This is a genomic window from Delftia tsuruhatensis, assembly GCF_903815225.1.
Classification (GTDB): Bacteria; Pseudomonadota; Gammaproteobacteria; order Burkholderiales; family Burkholderiaceae_C; genus Comamonas; species Comamonas tsuruhatensis_A.
The window spans coordinates 2727308-2746163 of sequence record NZ_LR813084.1 but is presented as its reverse complement, the minus strand read 5'-3'; the positions used below and the strand labels follow the sequence as shown (position 1 = coordinate 2746163).

20 protein-coding genes and 1 tRNA gene are annotated in these 18856 nt (G+C 62.1%); 3 read left to right on the top strand and 18 right to left on the bottom strand.

The window, feature by feature from the left end:
- Window positions 1-116 precede the first annotated feature (116 nt).
- The 8 genes from L1Z78_RS12415 to L1Z78_RS12380 form a co-directional block, all read right to left on the bottom strand.
- Window positions 117-524, bottom strand: coding sequence for a hypothetical protein (locus L1Z78_RS12415; protein ID WP_234641789.1), 408 nt, complete (start codon window positions 522-524; stop codon window positions 117-119).
- A 69-nt stretch (window positions 525-593) separates the two neighbouring features.
- Window positions 594-1307: an ABC transporter substrate-binding protein gene (locus L1Z78_RS12410; protein WP_234641788.1), complete on the bottom strand. Its 714-nt coding sequence runs from the start codon at window positions 1305-1307 to the stop codon at window positions 594-596.
- 171 nt (window positions 1308-1478) lie between these two features.
- The gene (locus L1Z78_RS12405) at window positions 1479-1871 is read right to left on the bottom strand and encodes a hypothetical protein (RefSeq protein WP_234641787.1); all 393 of its coding nucleotides are present in this window, start codon (window positions 1869-1871) and stop codon (window positions 1479-1481) included.
- A gap of 22 nt (window positions 1872-1893) precedes the next feature.
- Window positions 1894-2100, bottom strand: coding sequence for a hypothetical protein (locus L1Z78_RS12400; protein WP_234641786.1), 207 nt, complete (start codon window positions 2098-2100; stop codon window positions 1894-1896).
- Between the two features lie 327 nt (window positions 2101-2427).
- The gene (locus L1Z78_RS12395) at window positions 2428-2712 is read right to left on the bottom strand and encodes a HigA family addiction module antitoxin (protein WP_234641785.1); all 285 of its coding nucleotides are present in this window, start codon (window positions 2710-2712) and stop codon (window positions 2428-2430) included.
- Window positions 2713-2721: 9 nt separating this feature from the next.
- Entirely contained in the window at window positions 2722-3153 is a 432-nt protein-coding gene (locus L1Z78_RS28075; RefSeq protein ID WP_326491975.1) for a type II toxin-antitoxin system RelE/ParE family toxin, read from the bottom strand.
- Between the two features lie 20 nt (window positions 3154-3173).
- Window positions 3174-4550, bottom strand: coding sequence for a DNA cytosine methyltransferase (locus tag L1Z78_RS12385; RefSeq protein ID WP_234641784.1), 1377 nt, complete (start codon window positions 4548-4550; stop codon window positions 3174-3176).
- 507 nt (window positions 4551-5057) lie between these two features.
- The gene (locus tag L1Z78_RS12380; RefSeq protein WP_234641783.1) at window positions 5058-7061 is read right to left on the bottom strand and encodes a DNA topoisomerase III; all 2004 of its coding nucleotides are present in this window, start codon (window positions 7059-7061) and stop codon (window positions 5058-5060) included.
- Window positions 7062-7194: 133 nt separating this feature from the next.
- On the opposite strand from L1Z78_RS12380, the gene L1Z78_RS12375 reads away from it, so the two are divergent.
- Window positions 7195-7479: a TfoX/Sxy family protein gene (locus tag L1Z78_RS12375; RefSeq protein WP_234641782.1), complete on the top strand. Its 285-nt coding sequence runs from the start codon at window positions 7195-7197 to the stop codon at window positions 7477-7479.
- A gap of 53 nt (window positions 7480-7532) precedes the next feature.
- Here the strand turns inward: L1Z78_RS12375 and L1Z78_RS12370 are convergent, their stop codons facing one another.
- From L1Z78_RS12370 to L1Z78_RS12325, 10 genes are all read right to left on the bottom strand, one after another.
- Window positions 7533-7937 carry a single-stranded DNA-binding protein gene (locus L1Z78_RS12370; RefSeq protein WP_234641781.1) on the bottom strand — a complete coding sequence of 135 codons (405 nt, stop codon included), beginning with the start codon at window positions 7935-7937 and terminating at the stop codon, window positions 7533-7535.
- A gap of 51 nt (window positions 7938-7988) precedes the next feature.
- Window positions 7989-8510 (bottom strand): DUF3158 family protein, encoded by a 522-nt coding sequence (locus tag L1Z78_RS12365; protein ID WP_234641780.1) that lies wholly within the window; start codon window positions 8508-8510, stop codon window positions 7989-7991.
- Window positions 8507-9307 (bottom strand): PFL_4669 family integrating conjugative element protein, encoded by an 801-nt coding sequence (locus tag L1Z78_RS12360; RefSeq protein ID WP_326491974.1) that lies wholly within the window; start codon window positions 9305-9307, stop codon window positions 8507-8509. Before L1Z78_RS12360 ends, L1Z78_RS12365 begins: the two co-directional genes overlap by 4 nt.
- A 130-nt stretch (window positions 9308-9437) precedes the next feature.
- On the bottom strand, window positions 9438-10631 hold the full coding sequence (locus L1Z78_RS12355) for an STY4528 family pathogenicity island replication protein (protein ID WP_234641779.1): 1194 nt from the start codon (window positions 10629-10631) through the stop codon (window positions 9438-9440).
- Window positions 10632-10634: 3 nt separating this feature from the next.
- Window positions 10635-11195, bottom strand: a complete 561-nt coding sequence (locus tag L1Z78_RS12350; RefSeq protein WP_234641778.1) for a DUF2857 domain-containing protein — start codon at window positions 11193-11195, stop codon at window positions 10635-10637.
- Between the two features lie 16 nt (window positions 11196-11211).
- Window positions 11212-12861: a ParB family protein gene (locus tag L1Z78_RS12345; RefSeq protein WP_234641777.1), complete on the bottom strand. Its 1650-nt coding sequence runs from the start codon at window positions 12859-12861 to the stop codon at window positions 11212-11214.
- Entirely contained in the window at window positions 12854-13744 is an 891-nt protein-coding gene (locus L1Z78_RS12340) for a ParA family protein (RefSeq protein WP_234641776.1), read from the bottom strand. The genes L1Z78_RS12345 and L1Z78_RS12340 overlap by 8 nt, the downstream gene beginning before the upstream one ends.
- Window positions 13745-13786: 42 nt before the next feature.
- Window positions 13787-13999 (bottom strand): AlpA family transcriptional regulator, encoded by a 213-nt coding sequence (locus L1Z78_RS12335; RefSeq protein ID WP_234641775.1) that lies wholly within the window; start codon window positions 13997-13999, stop codon window positions 13787-13789.
- A gap of 471 nt (window positions 14000-14470) precedes the next feature.
- A complete protein-coding gene (locus tag L1Z78_RS12330) occupies window positions 14471-16315 on the bottom strand; it encodes a tyrosine-type recombinase/integrase (protein ID WP_234642155.1) in 1845 nt (614 codons plus the stop codon).
- Window positions 16316-16549: 234 nt separating this feature from the next.
- Window positions 16550-16623 (bottom strand) — tRNA-Gly (locus L1Z78_RS12325).
- A gap of 356 nt (window positions 16624-16979) precedes the next feature.
- Here L1Z78_RS12325 and L1Z78_RS12320 point away from each other — a divergent pair.
- Window positions 16980-17474 carry a hypothetical protein gene (locus tag L1Z78_RS12320; protein ID WP_234641774.1) on the top strand — a complete coding sequence of 165 codons (495 nt, stop codon included), beginning with the start codon at window positions 16980-16982 and terminating at the stop codon, window positions 17472-17474.
- A 344-nt stretch (window positions 17475-17818) separates the two neighbouring features.
- On the top strand, window positions 17819-18790 hold the full coding sequence (locus L1Z78_RS12315) for a hypothetical protein (protein ID WP_234641773.1): 972 nt from the start codon (window positions 17819-17821) through the stop codon (window positions 18788-18790).
- The last annotated feature ends 66 nt before the right edge of the window (window positions 18791-18856 follow it).

Genomic DNA, 18856 nt, shown 5'->3' with positions numbered 1-18856 from the left:
AACAGACACCTAGCCAAATAAATTATTTACATAAACTCTGTCATGCAAAGAGCAAGTTATTTGGCTGAATAATATACAAAGTAAAGCACCCCTCCAAAGAGGGGCTTCGACCAAGCTCAAACCATCGGTTCAATAAACTGATGCGCGCGTGTCATCGGGTAAAATAGATGTAGCCAACGCTCGCCGTGGTCGATGCCACTGTCGAAAAGCAGCATTTCGTAGCGTTCAATTGGTAAGTGCAAAAGCCTTTGTGGATCGATCCGATCGAGGCGTAGCGCTCCGCTTTGATACTGGAATACCAAGGTTCTGCTTTCACCTGAATAAAGCGACACCGCCTCAATACAAGCGAGCAGTTGCTGCTGAAAATCTGCCTGCGGCGTTTGTTCGAGCAGCAAGCCGTGGGAGGCCACCGGCCAATTAAGGCTGTCTAGTATTTGAGGAAGGTTAATTTCAAATGGCTCAATATTCTCGGCAATGGCCGAGAGCGGCTTAAGCAAGCTGGGATAATTCTGACGGCTAGCCATTGGGTGCTCCTGGTTAAGAAGCGGGCGCAGAACCCGAACGGGTTCAGCAACCCGCTGGGTGTATTGAGGTCAGTTTTGTGGATAGATCGACAACCCTAAGAGCTGTGGCGCATCGGCGTCAAAGACGAGGATGCGCACCTCGGCTTGGGCCGCCAGGTGCAACACAGTGACCAGTTCTGATGGCATACCGCTGCTGTACTGCCGCTGCCGTAGCGCTTCGCGGGTCATGCCTTTGGCATGCCGCGTGGCATCGGTCCATGGGGTATCACTGAGGAGCACGGCCAGGGCCATGCTGTTGGCGAGCTGGAAGACTTCGTAGCCCGCTTGCGGCCGGCGTGCTTGCACGGCTTTGCACAAGAACGCGTACGCCTCTTCAGATAGATGGCTGCGGCTGATCTCCCAATAGCGACTGTGGAAGCCGGTCGCGAGCGTCAAGCGCCGTACCACCTCGGCGGCGTCTTCGGGCGAATAGACGTCGCCGACATGCGTGGGCTTGCCGTCCAGATCACGGCCTTCAATGGAGTAGACCACTGATTGCACAGTGCCCTCGAAGGCGCATTGCGCTGCAAGCCAGCTTGGCGGATTTTGTCCTTCGGTGATGAGGGCGAAGTCCGCAGCGACTAAACAAGGCAATTGCACGATTGCATGATCGGGCAGATGACTCTGAGCCGGATGCAGTGGCCGCCAAATGGGCGGACTGGGGTCGTTGGGCGTGATGAATAGAGTGCGGCTGATATGCAGTTGCCAATAGCCGCGAACGAACGGATTGTCAGTCTGGGACATGGTGCCTCCATTGCAGATCAAGGCGCGGCCCACTCTCGCGGATATTGCTCCACAAGAACGGCCAACCGCCAAATGAATTAAGGTGAGAATGGAGGGGCAGCGTCTGATACAGACGGCGGCCCCTCATGGGTTGTGGTGCTACGCAACCTTCGGGAGTGCGCCCGTGGCCCGTCACCAGCCGGTGTGATTGAGGATCAGCGCGGCAATGACGCGGCGCCGTTCCAAGTCCAGACCTGACAGGTCGGCCAGCCCTTCGAAGCCACTGCGCTTGAGCAGGACGGCGCCGTGGTGGGCGTTGTAGAAGCTGACCAAAGCCGCGAGAAACAAGCGTTCTCCGCTGCTCAACACGCCGAGCGCGTTGCCGATCATGCGCACGTTTGGGCACAGCGCCCATTTGTCTTGCGCTTGCGTCAAGCCATCGCGAGTGCCATCGCCAAACCACTGTGGCCCGGCGATGCGCACGGCTTGGCGCCACGCTTGGAAAAACGCTTCGGGCGCGCTGACGAAATGCCGCTCTTCCTGGAGCAGTTGCTGGACCAATTCGTCGGGAAGATTGCTGGGCATGCCGGCTCCTTTGAGCAGTGGATTAGGGAATGAGCAGCTGAGTCCAAGCCCGTCGCGCGAGTGCGCGTTGGGCAGCGGCTTGGCTGCGGAAATACTCAATCGACTCGCGCGAGACCGGGCCGTGTGCATCACAGGTGCCGATGTAGTGGCCTGCCGCGCTGGGCAGAACCTCCAACGGCAAGGATTTGCCGGCGTATTTCAAGGCCAGTTGGCCAATGCGACAGTTCATGGAAACGCTCCTGAAGTCGCGAGAATGCCAAGGCCCACAGCGGGATGGCGGCTCCCGCGGGTGGTTGAACAAGTGCATCGTGCTCAGGCGAACGGTTGAACGCGAGCGTGATGCGAGTGAGAACGTCTGAGTCCCATGGGGAAACCCCACGGCAGCCTGAAGACCCTGGGCTGCTGGCATGGTGCTGACGCCGTCAGCAACGCATGGAGCACAGCATCCAACTTGGGCAAAAGCCCGTCAGTCGCCAATACGCATTGGCGGCGTACCGATTGGCGGGAGACGAAAAAAAGCCTCGCTTGATTGGCGAGGCTGTAAGGCGAGAAGACGTTAGGCGAACTGAAGGCGGGTGATCGGGGGATGTTCGCGGTGTTCGGCTTGCCACAAATCGTAGGCCGCCTGCTCGGCCAGATATTGGCGCGCGCTGCCCAGCCCGGCGAGTTCCAGGCGATGGGCCAGATCGGCGCTGATGGCCGCGCGGCAGTTGAGGACGGTGGAGAGTTGGCCGCGCGAGTAGCCGATATGCCTGGCCAATGCGGCCACGGTCATATCGAGTGCTGGTAGCACATCCTCGCGCAACGCCTCGCCAGGGTGGGGAGGATTGTGCATGGCCATAGGAGCCTCCTAGTGATAGTCAAGGTAGTCAACAAGCTCCACATCGCAGCCGTCGAACCGAAAGATGATCCGCCAATTGCCAGAAACACTGACCGCCCAGTACCCGGCCAAATCACCCTTCAGTGGGTGCAGGTGGCTGCCAGGACGGCCCATGTCGCTGGGAACCTGAGCCACATCCAAGGACGCCAGCAAGCGCAGGAGCCGGCGAACGTGGTCGGGACGCACGCCAGATACGTCGCCATTCAGATACAGCGCTCGCAGCCCCTTGTGGCGAAAGGAGCGGATCACAGCGGCTTCAGTGTAAGGCTTAACCTTACACTTCGCAAGTGAAATAAAGTTGGGCGCAAGCTCATGAGTGGTGTACTCCTCAAGGATGAAGCCCCTGGTTGGGCGCGGGTCGTGGTCAGCATCGCCCGCCGCCCGCGCGAAGTCAGCAAACAATGTGTATGGGCATGTTTGCGCTATTGCATGCACTGCACCAAGCGCTGGCCCAGCCAAGCCATACACGGCACCGCCATGGAATTGCCGATGGCTTTGTAGCGAGGGTGATCCGTGGCTGGTTGACCGCGGTACGGCACCCAGGTGTAGTCATCAGGCATGCCCTGCAAACGTTCGCATTCCACCGGCATCAAGCGCCGCACCCGCCATTGCGCCCAATCGGTCCCGTTCGGCGCTTGCCACTCCAGTTGCAGGTGCTCGTGGTAGCTGGGGAGGAGCGCATCTGGGCCGCCGCCTCGACAGGCACGCAGGGTCGGCGCGATGGCCGTCTTGGGGTCGTGGTGCGGAGCTGGACCCGTCAGCGGCGCGGGATAGAACACCACGGGCAAGCCCTGTCCAGGTTTACCGCCGCCGGTAGCGAGCGTGCTGCTGATTTGCCCCTGGCCCGATACCAGGCGCACCTCGCCGCGCGCGTTTTCCGCAAAGGCTCTGGGCACTGGTGCATAGAGCCCACCGGCAAGCGTTTGCACGATGAAGGTTTCAGTATTGACGTCGAGCTTGGGGCCGCCCGCCAGCAGGGTCGTCGCGATCGGCGTCGGGCCGTGGCCATTGCCTACAGCGAAGCCCATGCTGGGCCGGCCATGGGTCACTGCCCCGGCCGGATACCCGCCTGTTGGCGCAGGGCATGGTGCAGCAGCGTGGGCAGTTTCTTGCCCTGGCGTTGGGCTCGCGCGAGGATGCCCAAGCAGGCCCTCGGGCTCAAAAAGTACCGTGGCGGGATCGAGGTCGTCTCGACCACTTGCCACAAGAAACACGCGCTTGCGTCGTTGGGCGAGGCCGAAATATTGAGCGTCGAGGACACGCCAGGCGATGCGCCGTTGGGGGCCAGACACGTAACCCACGTGCGTCCATCGCGACCCTGGCGGTTGCAGCGCCTGGCGTTCGCCGGCCAGTGCGCCCAGCAAGCAGCCAAAGGCGTTGGTGCGGTCGCTGAGCACGCCGGGCACGTTTTCCCAGACGATGGTTGCCGCTTTGCGGCGGCTTGCCGTACGGGTTTGGTCGATGGCATTGGCGAGCTCCACATAGTCGAGGGTCAAGGTGCCGCGTGGGTCAGCCAAGCCACGGCGCGCGCCGGCAAGGCTGAACGATTGGCAAGGGGTGCCACCGACCAAGATGTCAGGTGCGGTGACAGTGCCGGTGCGCACTTGCGGGGCGATCCGCGTCATGTCCCCGAGGTTGGCGACGCTCGGGTAGCGGTGCGCGAGTAGCGCGCAGGCAAACGGATCGATCTCGGCAAACCACGCGGGCAGTAGCCCCAGGGGCCGCCAAGCGAGGCTCACGGCCTCGATACCGCTACAGATGCTGGCGTACTCAAAGGTTGGATCGGGCAGCAAGGGCATGTTGCTTACTCCTATCGGTTGGGGTATGGGCTTGGCAGGGGGCGGTACGCGGGAAAAAGGGGCCGAAGGCATCAGCGCGTTCGGCTTAAGAGCAAGCAACCACCCATGGGCTGATACACCGCGCGGTTCTCGGTAGCACCTGGCGTTGGCTCAGCATTCGCACCCGACCCGTTTCGTGGCTGGGGTCGGTATCGTTTGGCACACATCCGCGCACAAAAGGAGCCCGTTATTCCGCCGGCGGGCGCCGGCACTGATTACCGTCGACCAGGTTGGGTCTCCTACTGCCTCGGGAGCCGAGGCACCAGGGAACCCAACTCGGTGGACGAGGGGAAAGCGATCAGACGGACGCGCGGGGCACGCATCAAGGAACAGTCTCCTTCTTACTCGTGGCCACAGGTTGGCAGCGAGACGCGCACTCTTGGCGAAGGATGCATGCGCGAGGGCGTACCGCATTGCCGAAGACGAGGGGTGTGTCATCGGGCTGCGGGCGCAGCGAAAGTTGCTGATTCAGGGCGCTTGGCGCCTGCCACCGCGCTTGCGCGCGGCCCTTTGGTCTGCCACGGCCACTGTGCCGTTGCACGCCGGGTAGCGGCTGCATGACCAGAACGCGCCGTTCTTACCCTGGCGCTGGCGCGTCGCGGCGCCGCATTGAGGGCATGCCGGACCTGGCGCGACCTCGATGGGCAACGCAGTGGCGCGGTAGCGCTGCACCAGTTGCACCAACCACGCGGCTTGTTTGGCGAGAAAGCTTTCGAGCGACAGTTGCCCACTTTCGATCAGGTCCAGCGCCTGCTCCCACACGGCCGTGGTGCCAGGGTCGGCAATCGCGGTGGGCACGCTGCCAATCAGGGTATGGGCCGCCGCCGAGGCATGCACGGCCCGGCCCTTCTGCACCAGGTAGCCGCGCATGAGTAAGCCGCCGATGATGTTGGCGCGCGTGGCCTCGGTGCCGATGCCGGCCGTGTCCTGGAGGATCTGTTGCAAGCGTGGGTCGCTCACGTGTTTGGCGATGCCCTTCATGGCTTTGATCAATTCACCCTGGGTGAAGGGCTTCGGCGGTTGGGTTTCGAGCGCCTTGAGTTCAACACTGAGCACCTGACACGTCAGCCCCGTGTGCAGCGCGGGGAGCACTTGGTGGCGAGGTCCAGCGGCTTCGCCGATATCGACCGTGGGGGTGGCGCTCAACACGTGGCGCCAGCCGGGGACCAGGATTTGTTTGCCCAGGGCCTGCAATTGCTCGCCACCACAGGTGAGTTGCGCGCGGCTGCGTTGGTACTCATGGTGTGGCAAGAACTGGGCGAGATAGTGGGCTCGGATCAGCAGGTAGACCGCCAGCTCCTTGTCACTCATGGCTGACAGGTTGCTCGGCTCCAGGGTCGGGATGATGCCGTGGTGCGCGCCGACCTTGCCATCGTTCCAGGCCCGCGAGCGCTGGGTGTGATCCAACTGAGTCATGAGCGGCGCCAAGGCGGGATCGGTTTTGAGCAGGCTTGCCAGTACGGTAGGCGCCTCAGCCAGCATGTTTTCCGGTAGATAGGCCGAGCCGGAGCGTGGATAGGTCGTGGCTTTGTGTTTTTCGTACAGGGACTGGGCAAGGTCCAGGGTTTCCTGAACCTCCAGGCCCAGCTGCTTGGAGCACACCTCTTGCAGTGTGCTCAGGTCAAACGGCAAGGGCGGCGCTTCGCGCACCCGCTCTGTTTCGATCGCGATGACCTGGGCCGTGCCCGCCGCGCGCATTCGCTCCAGCGCTTGGCGTGCCAACGGCTCTTGAAGACAACGCCCAGCTGCGTCACTGCCTGATTGCGGCGCGAGCCAGGCGCCAATGAATGGCTGTCCAGCACTGGACAAGTGGACCTCGTTGGCCCAGAACGGCACACAGACGAAGGCCGCAATCTGCCGATCACGTTCGACCACTAATTTCAGAGTCGGAGTCTGCACCCGCCCCACCGACAGCACACCGGAGTAGCCGGCCTGGCGCCCCAACAGGGTGAACAGGCGGGTGAGGTTCATGCCGATCAACCAGTCGGCGCGCGAGCGCGCCAGCGCCGAGAGGTACAGCGTCTCGGTTTGCGCGCCGGGTCGCAGGGCGCTCAAGGCGCTGCGAATCGAGGCATCATTGAGGGCTGATAACCATAGGCGTTGAATGGGTCCACGGTAGCCGCACAGTTCAATGATTTCGCGGGCAATCAGCTCGCCTTCGCGTTCCGCGTCCGTGGCGATCACCAACTCGCTGGCTTGGCCCAGCAGTTGGCGCACCACTGTGAATTGCGCGGCGGTCTTGGGTTTGACTTCGACCCGCCAACGCTCGGGAACAATCGGCAGGTGTTCGATGGACCAGCGTTGGTACTGCTCGTCGTAGGCTTCGGGCGGGGCGGCTTCCAGCAGGTGGCCAATGCACCAGGTGACGACTATGCCGCTGCCGCGGATGCAGCCGGTGCCTTTCTGGCTGGCGCCGAGGATACGTGCAATGTCTTTGCCTTGCGAGGGCTTTTCGCATAGATACAACCGCATAGTCCCCCCAACAAGCAATCGACAGGCTGTTGTGGGCACTATGTTCGGGTGGGTCATCACCCGCAGCAAAGAATGCGTAGCCGCGGTTGTCTGGAACAGCGGCGCGAAACCGATCTACGTGGAGGGTGTCAACATGTCGGAACAACCCGAGCAGCCGCAAGCGCTCGACCAACTTCGGGGTCTGGGGCCGCGTAGCGTTGGGTGGCTCGCTCAGGTTGGTATCACCAGCGTTGAGCAGCTACGCGGCACGGGGGCCGTCGACGCGTACGAGCGTCTGGTTCGGGCGGGCTTGGCCGTCAGCCTGAATATGCTGTGGGCGCTGGAAGGTGCCTGCTCTGATCGGGACTGGCGTGATGTGGCGCGCACTGATCGCACGCGACTGCTTTGGGAATTGGACCTGCGCGGCATTGCGCCGTGAATCCATGGTTTGACCAGTGCCACACCCCGCTCGACGAACCGCCGCCGTGGCTGTCAGGCCGTCGCTGGCGGTGGCTCGGCCGCGCTGGGTTTCTTGCCGGAGAGTTTCACGGACTCCAGCCGAAACGGCAGGATGCCAACCCGGCGCGCCTCGATCTTGAACGTGACGCGCTCGTTGTCCTCGGCGTCGGTCCATTCGTCGCGCACGGCGCGGCCCTCCACCAGCACGCGCATGCCTTTTTGGTACAGGCCAGCCCATTGGTCCGCGTCGCGATGCCACAGTTCCACCGGCGCCCAAAACCCACCGCGATCTTCGAACGAACCATCGCGCTTGGGCACTGGGTTGTCGAAGTACACGTTCAGCCGCAGGAGCCGGGTCGGTTCTTCGTTGTCATTGGTGAACTCTTTGAGTTCGGGCGCCGAGCCAATGTTGCCTTCAGCGAAAAAATGCGTGCTCATGGTGCAGTCTCCAACAAGGTCAGTTGCGTTACTTGGGCCTGGTGGCGGGTCTTACTTGGCGCGGGTGTTGGTTGACCGATGGATTTGCCGCAGATAGGTGTCTTCGGCGCGGCCCATCTTGTCCGCGCATTCCTGGGCTTGGCGGCCCAGGGTGTGCAACAGGCTGATCTGCATGTTCAGCAGGACGCGCTGCTGCTCCAGGGCCAACAGGTCGGCCAGCAGGTTGGCGGGTAGGCAGGGGCTGGCCATCAGTTCCTGCCACAGTGCGACACCCATGGCCGAGCGGTCGTGCTTACGCCAGCGCAGAAAGAGGGTGCCGGCCGCGGTTTTTTGCTGAGTCATTTCCAAGGGCAGCAAATGGAAGGGCGAGCTACGGGCACGTGCGAGCACCCGTAGCCGGGCCAAGGTGATCAGTTGGTCCCGCAGTAGGTGGCACTGTTTGGCCCACTCTTCGAGCGCCCCTTTACCTTTAAAAGGTTTTAAAAGGCCCTTTAGAGAGGCTGCGTGTTCCAAGCGCAGGAAGTCGGTGTGTTCCAGGGCGGGGACATAGCGAGGTGTGGGGGCGTCGTTCATTCGAGGAACTCCCCCGCGCTAGAGTCCGCGGGCTCGGTGGGGGCGGACGAAGCATCGGCTGGCGGCAACGCATCCGGCTCAGCGCACGCGCTTTCAGCCGTGCTCGCTTCAGGCTGCTGAGCCTGCATGCTGCGCCGCGTAGGCGGCGCGAAACGCGAACGGCGCGTACCTTCGAGGACATCCTGTGGCAGTTCACCATATTTTTCGATGGCCGCTCTGGCCACCGCGTTCTGGGCCGCGAAGTCGTCGCGTGTGCAACCGGTGTAGCGAAACTGTTGGGCCATGGCAAACAAGCTGCGCAGTGCATGCGCGCCGTCGTTGAGCCAGCGTTCCATGGTGGACCGGTCAATCAGCGCGGCATGATGGGCCAAGATCAACTTGCGGGCGATATCGTCATAGTCGGCCAGTAGATAGATCGCGACGAAGCCCAGTGGCGCGTTGACAAACAGCGGCAGTTTGACCGGCTGCACATTCAGGTTCTCTCCGAGAGACAGCTCTGGCGGCACGCTGGACAGCGCCTGCTCGACGCTCTCGCGCAGTTGGTGCAACGTGGCTTTGGTCTGGTCGAGCTTCTCCTCTATGCGCAGCATCCACCAGTCGCTGTAGGGGTCGTCTTGTTCCGCGCCGCGCTTGATCTTGTTCATGACCGACACATAACCGTTGAGCCCGACGATGGCGGCACGCCCCTCGGCAGCGGCGCGGCCGTGCCAGATGCGCGAGGCGTGGTGGGTGTGCAGGGTCAAGGTCATCGCACTGCGCAATGCGCCAAGATTGAGTTGCAAGGGTTCGCTGGCCATGCTGAGGACTCGCTTTCCAAAAGTGAGTGGCCAGCTTCGATCCCGCGCTGTGCGCCGTCAGCCAACAAAGGGAACTGGCGGCCTTCCGGGAACAACGAATTAAGCTATCCCCTGGGGATAGCTTTGGTGCTCAGCGTCGGTTGATCAGCTCGCGCAATCGGGCCAGGTGCAGCTTGACGATTTCGGGTGAAGCCACTGGCTTCGGGGTTGGCGCGACTGCTGGCGCGGATGCCGGCAGGGGTGTTCGGGACGGCTTGCCTTCAACGATCCACGGATTGAATTCCCCATGAATGGCGCGCTGGATCAGGCCGAACAAGTAGCTGGTGGGATTGCGCACGGCTTGACCGGCGCAACGCGCTGCCCATTCGTCGAGCACGGCTTGGCGCAGCGCTGCCTCCACCGGCTGCAAGGCGACCATGGCGGCGGCTTGCTGGGCCTGGGTCAGGCGAGTGAAGCGTTCCGGCAGGCGTAAGCCGGGCCCTGGACTGACGCGCGGTACGGTACGTATTTCTTGAATACTTTCACTACGTACAGTACGCCCCGTCTTCGGATGGCGAAGTGAGGCGTTGGCGTTGGCGCGGGTTCCGACTTCGCCATCCGAAGACGGCTGCCCAGGCGGGTGAGGCTGGCCGTTGGCACCGTCTTCGGAATCGTGATCGCGGCCGGACTGTGGATAAGTCGCCCCCAGGCGGCCCTGCAATTCGAGGCGGCGTGCCAGCACCTGAAGGCGCGTTGGCAGCGAACGCCCGGCGAGCAACGGATCGTCCGCGAGCTCGGTGAGGGTGTGCAGACCGACGACCTGCACGGCCTTCGCCGCATGACTCAGTGCGTGGTTGACCAAGCCCAAGTAGTCGGGGTCGAGCTGCATGGCTTCAAACGGCGTCAGCGGTTCGTCGTGCAGCACATAGAGGTTGCCCTGTATCCGACCGCTCTTCGGGTCGCGCCTGCGGCGTACTAGGCTTAGCCAACGGGTCAAGCGCAGCAGGGTGAGCGCGCGCGCCACCGTCTCATGGGAGGCTTGTGGGCCACAGGGCATGGCGGTCAACCAGGGGCGCAACTGCTCATAGGTGGGCAGCGCGGTGACCCCGTCGTCATTGAGCAGCAGGCGAAAAACTTGCCAGGCATTGCGCTCCAGGGGGGTGAGGCGGCGGTCGAGAAACAGCCCACGTGGGACACTTTCGTGACGATTGCCGCTGTAAAGAAAACCGTCCGCGGCGGGGCTGGAAGTCTGCCCGGTTGTTTGCTCCAGCTGGCCCAACACGGTGTCGAACAACTCAGAGAGCGCCACGGGATGGCCAGGCCGAGGGGCCCTGTCCTGCGCCATGCGCTACACCAAACCTTCCGCAACCCAGGATTTGACGGCGGCCCAGACGACCGAGAGTGGCAACGCCATGTCCTCGGCTAAATCCATGGCGATTTCCAGCGCGACCATGTCGTCGTCCAACGACACTGTCTGCTCCTCGCTGCGCGCCTTCAGCCGCTGCCATAGGAGGGTGTCCTGTTGTTCATCTAGGACGGGATGGCGTCCGCGACGTTTAGGCAAACCCAAGATATCGCGACGCAAGGCCACTTCCTGATGGGTGAGGCCGTAGAACTGCCCGACCATTTCCGTGCTCGCGCCGAGCTTGAGCATGCGATCAACGGCGGCGATTTCCCGCTCGCCCTCGCGTGCCTGATTCAGCAGACGTTTGAACACGTCGACGTTGATCGAAATTGAGCACCAGGAGACCATGGCATTGGCCAGAACACTGGTCAGGGCCGGGTGTTTCAGCGCTTCGAGCTCTGCATCCCCGAAACCCATGGCTTTGCAGCGGCGAATCTGGCCGTTGCGCAGATCATGCAGCGCCTGCGCGATGACCGCTTGGTTCAAGGGATGAGGTGAGGACATGAGGCTGCTCCCTGTCTCAAGAGCCGCGTGCTGTGCGGCTAGGCTCCAAATCCGCAAGGCGCCGTGCCAGGCGCAATAGGCGAAACAGCTTGACCAATGCGGTATCGCTCAAGCGTCTGGCCGCCCGCTGGCCGCTCAACAGTGCCGCCAATTCATTGGTGGCCAGGGCTGGGGAGCGCGTGTTTAAAGGGGGACGATCGCAGAGCGCTACCAGCAACGTATGCACGGCCAGGGCAAATGCGGGGTCGCTGTTGGCCGCGTCTACAGGGGCAGACAAGAGGAAGCCGATACCGTCGACGCATGCTTCGACCATTGGGGCAATCTGCGCTTCTTCGGCGATTTCCTGAGCGAATTGCGCGATATGTATCCGCAGTCGGTCCGATGCATCGAGGCCAGGGTCGATGTACCAAATGTCTGAGATTGGGTAGAGCCCGCCGGCCTGGACCGGAATCGACTTCAGCGCGTTGTCGGTGAAGTCGGGTAGCTCGTCGCCGAGCTGCTGTGCTACCAGCTTCTGAATGCTCTGCAAGCGCTCGGTCGTTGGCGCGGGCGACACTGTGAGTTCCTGGAGCTGTTCGGGCTGCTGGGGCCGGACCGGTGCTTGGTGCGGGGTGGTGTGCTGGATGGGTACTTCAGCGGATGCCCGGTCAGGTACGGCGGGCGTGGTGGGCTGATCTGCCCGGTAGCGGTACTGCGGTGGCGTAGCGGGTAAAGCTGGCGCTGCATTGTCCGACGCCGAAGGTTGTGGGGGCATCGGCGCTGGGGTGCTGGTCAGGGCGCGCTGTCGGCTCTCGTTTTCGTGCAAATCGAGCGCCAAGGTGTCGTAGTCCAGTTGCAGGTATTCCGCCATCTGGCCAATCAATTCATCTTGCACGCGCTGCGCGGAGAAAGGCTCGGGCTGGCTGTCGAAGGGCGCCAGCACTTCCATGAAAAACGTCTCGAAATCCATCGCCAGTTGCTTGCCTGCCGCACGCTGCTTCCACGTGCGCTCGCCGCTGCCGCGCAGCACCGCCAACCGCTCGACTTGGTGCCTGCCCAGGCCGCCGTACAGAAGATTGGGGATGGCGGGTAGCAAGTAGCGGACCGCTTCCTGCATCCGGCTGATATGCGATTGCTGCACGGGGTAGCCGTCCGCGCTGAGGCGCCGTGCCAATTCAGACTGCGACAGTGCCTTGCCGGTTTCCTGCTCGTAAAAACCGCGCGCTTTTTCCACGCCCAGCGCCCGCTCGATAAACGTCAAGCCGCCGCGCAGCTCGTTTTCCGCCAAGTGGCCGGTCAATGCAACGATTTCACCGCGTGCCGGCCAGGGGCGAAACAAGCAGTGAATGCGAAAGAACTGCTGATCCTTGGTTGCCGACCAGAGCTCGCGCAAGATCGCCAGGCGCGTGTTGCCACCGTTGCGAATGATGTAGTGCTCTTCGCCAGGTCGTCGGGTAATCGCCGGTGGCGCATCCAGCCCGCGTTCAAGAATCGAGGCTTTGATGTCCTCATACGCCGGATTGCGTTTGACCCGTGGATCGTGGTCATAGGCCGCCAGCATATCCAGGGTCACAACCATAGGAGTGTCGACGAGAGGGTCACTCAAGGCTGGCGCGGGCGGGCCACTGCGCTCAAAGCCGACGACCAGCAATTGTTCGGCGATCCCTTGCGGGGTGAGCTTAGCCATGGCTACCTCCAGGCAGGGCGGGCTCTGGCACAGGCTCGACCGGCCCGGTGCTGCCCAGTCCATTGACGGCCGCAATTTGTGGGCGCCAGTGCGGAAAGAGTTCACTGGCCAGCGCGCGCATAGTCTCCAGGGCAGAGGGTGCGACCCGGCCTGGCGGGCGTTGCCGCTCCAGGCGATGGACGGGCTGCCCACGCGTGGCGGCGCGTGGATAGGCTTCAATCGCCGGCACCTTGGTGTGCAGCACCTGGACGGTGGAATGGCCGGTAAATATTTCTTCTAGTGCCTGTTGGATCACTTTGGCGTTCGCCGAGACGGGATGCACACGGTTGATGAGCAACCGCAGTGAGGGCGGGACAATACCCAACTGGCGATACGGCGCCAAGTCCTCCAGCAACTGCAAGGTGCCGCGTCGCAACTCGCGTGCGGCCAATATCTCCGGCGTGACCGGCGATAGAGCGACTTGGCAGGCCAGTACCGCCATTTCCAAGAGCACGGTGCGTGCACCCTGGGTGTCGATCAGCACCAGGTCATAACGCGCTTCCAGGGCCGGGAGAAGGTGGCGCAAACGCAATCGCCCATCCGGTGCGTGCAACAGCAGGGTATTCAACTCCCCCCGATGGTCGTTGGACAGCACGAGGTCCAGGCCCTTAACAAGGGTCCGCGAGATCAATTGCTCAGGGCGTTGTTCGTTGTACGCCAACAGCTCGTAGATGCCGGCAGGCGCACGATGGGTCAGCGCGTAGTACGACGACAGCGTGGGTTGTACGTCCAGGTCGAGCAGCAACACCCGCAGACCCGCATCAGCGAGCAATCCCCCCAAATTGGCTGCGGTGGTGGTTTTGCCAACGCCACCTTTGGTCGAAACGATCGAGACTACCTGCATGGTTCTCTCCAGTCGGTGGCTGGCGGATGCCGCGCAGAGTGGCTAGGAGGTGCCATTCAGGCGTGCCGCAACCCACTGGTCAATCTCTAAAGAGTCCCAACCCACCGCGCGCACCCCCACGCGGCGCGCTTGGGGAAACTGGGTTTTCTTCATCAATGCGTAGAGATGGGCGCGTTTGAAACCGGTTCTGGCTTCAACTTCATCCAGGCGGAGAATGCGTCGTTCGACGGGCGTGGCAGCGGCTGATGAGTGCATCGGGAGTACTCCTCGCTTGGTAGCGTTTGTTGACCTTCCCCGCTTTTTAGTAGACCGCAGTAGCAAAAGATAATAAGAATTCGGTTTTCGCTGATCCCTATAGATGCTTGGCTACGCCCGCGACAGGCTACCTAGGGTTGACGCAGTGCGCTGAGCCCTGCCTCCCATGTCAGTCGGCATGGCCATTCCAAGAAAGCGCAGGCGATGAATATCCAGCGCAAGCCCACGTGAAGAATGCTTCGGTCAAAAACCCGATAGCCGAATCTTCCTCAGATGAGTTGACAAAGAGAAGATGTACCGACCAGTACGGGACCAAGCCTTAAGAATTTTCTGATTTTTCTGATTGTGTGACGACTTCAATTCTGAGTCGTAGTGCAATGCGTTGATCCTGCCCGAGCCAAAGACTCTACGGTCGTGGATCAACACCACATCCACGCGCTCGCGCTCGCAGAGCACGGCTGATGTACATTGCTACGCCGACACAGCAGTGCCCATTAGCTGTTCCTTAGCCGCTTGGCACACCACCTCAATCACATGCGACAGCTCATCCCAGGTCACCGCCTCTATCGGCGCACGCCCAGCGAAGCACTCATGACCTTGAGTCAAGGCATAGTAGAGATGCCAAGCATCAACACTACGCGGTAGTTGTTTGAGGGCGTTCTGCACCAAGGTGCGCTTGAGTGAATCAAGCTGCCAGGCCGGTACGCGCTGGCCCCTATTACCCAAATGAATCGCCAATAGGTTGCCGGCCTGTATCTCGTAATTGATCCAACGCCGTGACTTACCAACCAATTTGGCATAGTCAGCGACCGGCAAGTTGTCGGCATCTTCAAACACCTCAAGCACGCGCAAATGCTGCCGTTGTAGCTCGGAGACCTTGGGCTCGGCGTAGCTCGGCATGGCCACTGCTGGCAGGCGCTGGGTCGCTGGCGAAGCCATGGCGACCTCTTGCTCTGGCGGTGCCAATAAAATAATCGGTGTTTGCACTCCGAGGCTGGGCTGGGGCATGGTTTGCTGCCCCGCGATGATGGGTAAGCCTTGCAGATGAATGGTCAAGCTCATGCTGGCCAGGGCCACCTCATGCTGCTCAAACAAGTCCAGCCGATCCGCCCAATCCTGCATCATCACCCGCCGTTGCTCCACGTACTCGGCATGGTTATAGCTGGCACTGATCTTGTTGGGGTCGGCGTGTGAGAGCTGCGCATCCACCCAAATCCTCGGATAGCCGATTTCATTGAGCGCGGTGGACAGCGTCGCGCGGATACCATGCCCCGTTAAGCGGCCCGCGTAGCCCATACGCTTGAGTGAAAGGTTGACGGTGTTTTCACTCATACGATCCGCCCGGCAGCGAACCCCAGGAAATAGATACTTCTGCGCAGTTTTGAAATTTTCAAACTGGTGCTGGATGATCTCCATGGCCTGCACCGAGAGCGGCACAATATAAGGGGGAATATCCGTAACCCGCCGACGCGTCTTACGCGTCAGCATCTTGCGCTGCTTGAGCGATTCCACGGGAATTAGCCACAACCCACGCTCCAAGTCAAACTGCTCCGGCGTCGCCAAGCGCAGCTCCCCTGTACGTACCCCGGTTAGCAACAGCAAGCGGACGGCAAGCCGCGTCACCTGTTGGCCGCGGTACTTGCGCAAAGCACGCAGAAACTCCGGCAGTTCGGCCATGCGTAGAAATGGATTGTTCTCCACCGGAGGCAAGGGAAGCGCGAGGATGTGCAGGTCGGTGGCGGGATTTTTTTCCATGCCCTCGATCGCCACCATCGCGTAGTCAAACAGTTGCCCCAGCCAAGTACGCACCTTTTCCGCGACCGACAACGCGCCCCGCTTCTCAATACGGCCCACGACCTCAAGCAAGAGATGGCGCGTCACTTCATAGATTGTGAGCTTGCCCACTATCGGGAACACATCATTGTTGAAAGTGCGCGTGATCTGCTCAAGGGTGCTCTGGCGACCAAAATCCAGGGTCTGCTGCCGATGCTCAAACCACTTTTCGAACACAGCCCTGAATGTGTTGTCCCCAGCCAGGCGAACACTATGGTTTTTTTGCTTGCGATCAACCCGCGGGTTGACGCCCTTGGCCAACAACGAACGCGCCTGATCACGCATCTCGCGGGCCTCGCGCAGAGACAAGGCGGGGTAGCCACCCAGGGTCATCCGGTCACGCTTGCCCACCCAGGAGAAACGAAAATGCCAGACCTTGCTGCCGATAGCCGAGACACACAGGCAGAGGCCGTCGAAGTCGCCGAGGGTATAAGGTTTGCCGGTCGTCTTGGCTTGACGAACGATGAGATCGGTAAGTGCCATGGCCCAACTCCAGATGGGGTTGGATGGCATGCTGATGTCCTCGATCTGTTCCCACCTCGATCAATGCGCAACGAGGACTGTCCGCATTTTTTGACACCAATTTGTACCGGTTTTGACCGGCAGTTGGTGGATTTTGGTGGAAGTCAGTGGACGCAGATTGAGAGGAAATTCTCAATCGTGACAACAACTTACACCGTTCCTTGGACATGCTTGGAAGTCCTTGGAAAATCGAAATGGAGCGGGTGAAGGGAATCGAACCCTCGTATGCAGCTTGGGAAGCTGCCGTTCTACCATTGAACTACACCCGCGTTGAAACCGGTCCGGGGCTGTTTCGCAACATGCCGCTACACGCAAGCCGGTACCCTTTCGGGCCAGGGTGATCGTTGCACCCTTTGTCCGGACCATTGCAGCCCGGCTCCGCCTTTTCCGTGGTCTTCCACCCCGACGATTGCGCCCGATTCTACCGCCGAACTGGCCATCTCCGGGGATGTGGCTTGCATCCTGTTGCGTGCAGCATGGCGCTGGGCAGGAGGACTCCGTCTGTCTGCCGGTGACCGCCATGTCCGCAGGGCCGGGGACAAGCCGTCGCGGATGGTCTTCGTCCGACCGGGGCCATGCAGGCTACAGTGGCAAGCGCCGTTCCCTCGATCCTCGACAGACAGCCATGCCGGACACCCCCGCTTCCGAGAGCACCAACGCAGACTTGCGCCTGAGCACCTTGCGTGTCCTGGGCATGAGGGTCTGCGATGACTACACACGCATGCACATGGATCTCGACGCCCAGGGCTCGCCCGATGCACTGGACGTGATGCACCACTTCTTCAACTACTCCTGGCTCAACCGCCTGGACCTGCCCTATCTCGCCGATCTGCTGGATCTGCGCAATCCGCAGGTGCACGGCGTCAGCCTGCGGGAGGATGGCTGGGCCCGGATGGAACCGGGCCGGTGCGAGGTCCGCATCTGCAGCACCTACGGCGATTCACCCTGCGCGCTGATCGCCTGGGACGAGTTCAGCGCGGCCATGCAGCTCAAGCATCGCTTTCTTTGCCTGATGCGGCAGTACGAGGGCTGGGGCGTTCCTCGCTATCACGCCCCGGAAGGCTTCAGGGTCCGGCTGCATGCACCGAGCCCTGAGGGGGACCGTGCACCGGGCCGGTGATTCGACGGGATTCACGGCCATCGCACGCCGGGAGACGAACTGCCCATGTCGACCTTCAGGTCTGGAAAGGAACTGACCATCTGGACCTTGAAGTCAGGGAAAGAGGTGACGATCTGCCATTCTCCGCAACGGTCCGCGGAGGAGTCCACCAGCCAGGCCTTTCACACATGACAGCCCGCACCATGCCAACTCCTTGTCGCCTGCGCGCATTCTTTTTTCTGCTTCTCGCGATACCAGCCATGGCGCCGGCGCAAGGCGCGGCCCCCGGTGATCCATCCGGATGCCAGCACCGGGCCGGCGATGCCTGCCTGCGGTCTTTTGCGCTGCCGAACGGTGCCGGGCGCATGCGCTATTACGCATCGCAGGAGCCGGAGTCCTTGCACGGTGCACGGCCCCGCTCCGCCCTGGTGGTGATGCACGGCCATCCGCGCGATGCCAACCGCAGTTTCGAGGCCGGCCTGCGGGCTGCCGAAGGGGCGCGGCGCCTGCAAGATACCGTGGTCATTGCCCCGCTGTACCAGGTACCCGGGGATCAGGCGGTGCACTGCCGCAGCCACGGCGTGCCTGCCGCAGAGAGCGAAGATGCCGTATGGACCTGCGGAGGCTGGCTGGCCGGCGAGCCTTCGCTGGGCCCCCATCCGATAGGCGCCTTCGCCGCGCTGGATGCGCTGGTGGCCGAGCTTGTACACCGCTGGCCCGGCCTGCGCAGTGTGACCCTGGCGGGGTTTTCGGCGGGTGCCCAGATGCTGCAGCACAGCGTGGCCTTCGCCGCCGATCCGCCGGACTCCGTCAGCCTGCGCTACGTGATCGCAGACCCGGGCACCTGGCTGTACTTCGATCCCGTCCGACCACAGCCCCGGATTGCAGGACAGAACACCGACTGGGCCGCCTGCGGCACGGGCGCAGCGTTCCCGGGTGCATGCGGCTTCGTCTTTCAGGTACCGCCCGCTGCCAGCACCTGCCCGGGCCATGACCGATGGAAATACGGCCTGCAGGCCTTGCCAGGGCACCTGGGACGCGATGCGGCCACGGCGCGATCGCGCTATGCGGCTGCACAGATCGACTATCTGGAAGCGGCCCTGGACAGCAGCGCGGACAAGGGCGCCTTCTATCCCATCCTGGACAAATCCTGCGCCGCCATGCTGCAGGGGCCCTTTCGGCTGCAGCGGGGCCAGGCCTTCGCCGCCTACGAGCGCGAGATGCTGACGCCGCAGTGGCCGCGCCGCTTCGTGGTGGTCCCAGGTTGCGCCCATGACGTGGCCTGCGTGCTGCCCTCCGAAGCGGCCCGGCCCCTGCTCTTCCCGCCGGGTCCATGAAGCCTGCGTGAAGCGGCCACGGCGCGGCAGTGGCGCGCATGGGTGGCCGATACCGGCTATCGTGGC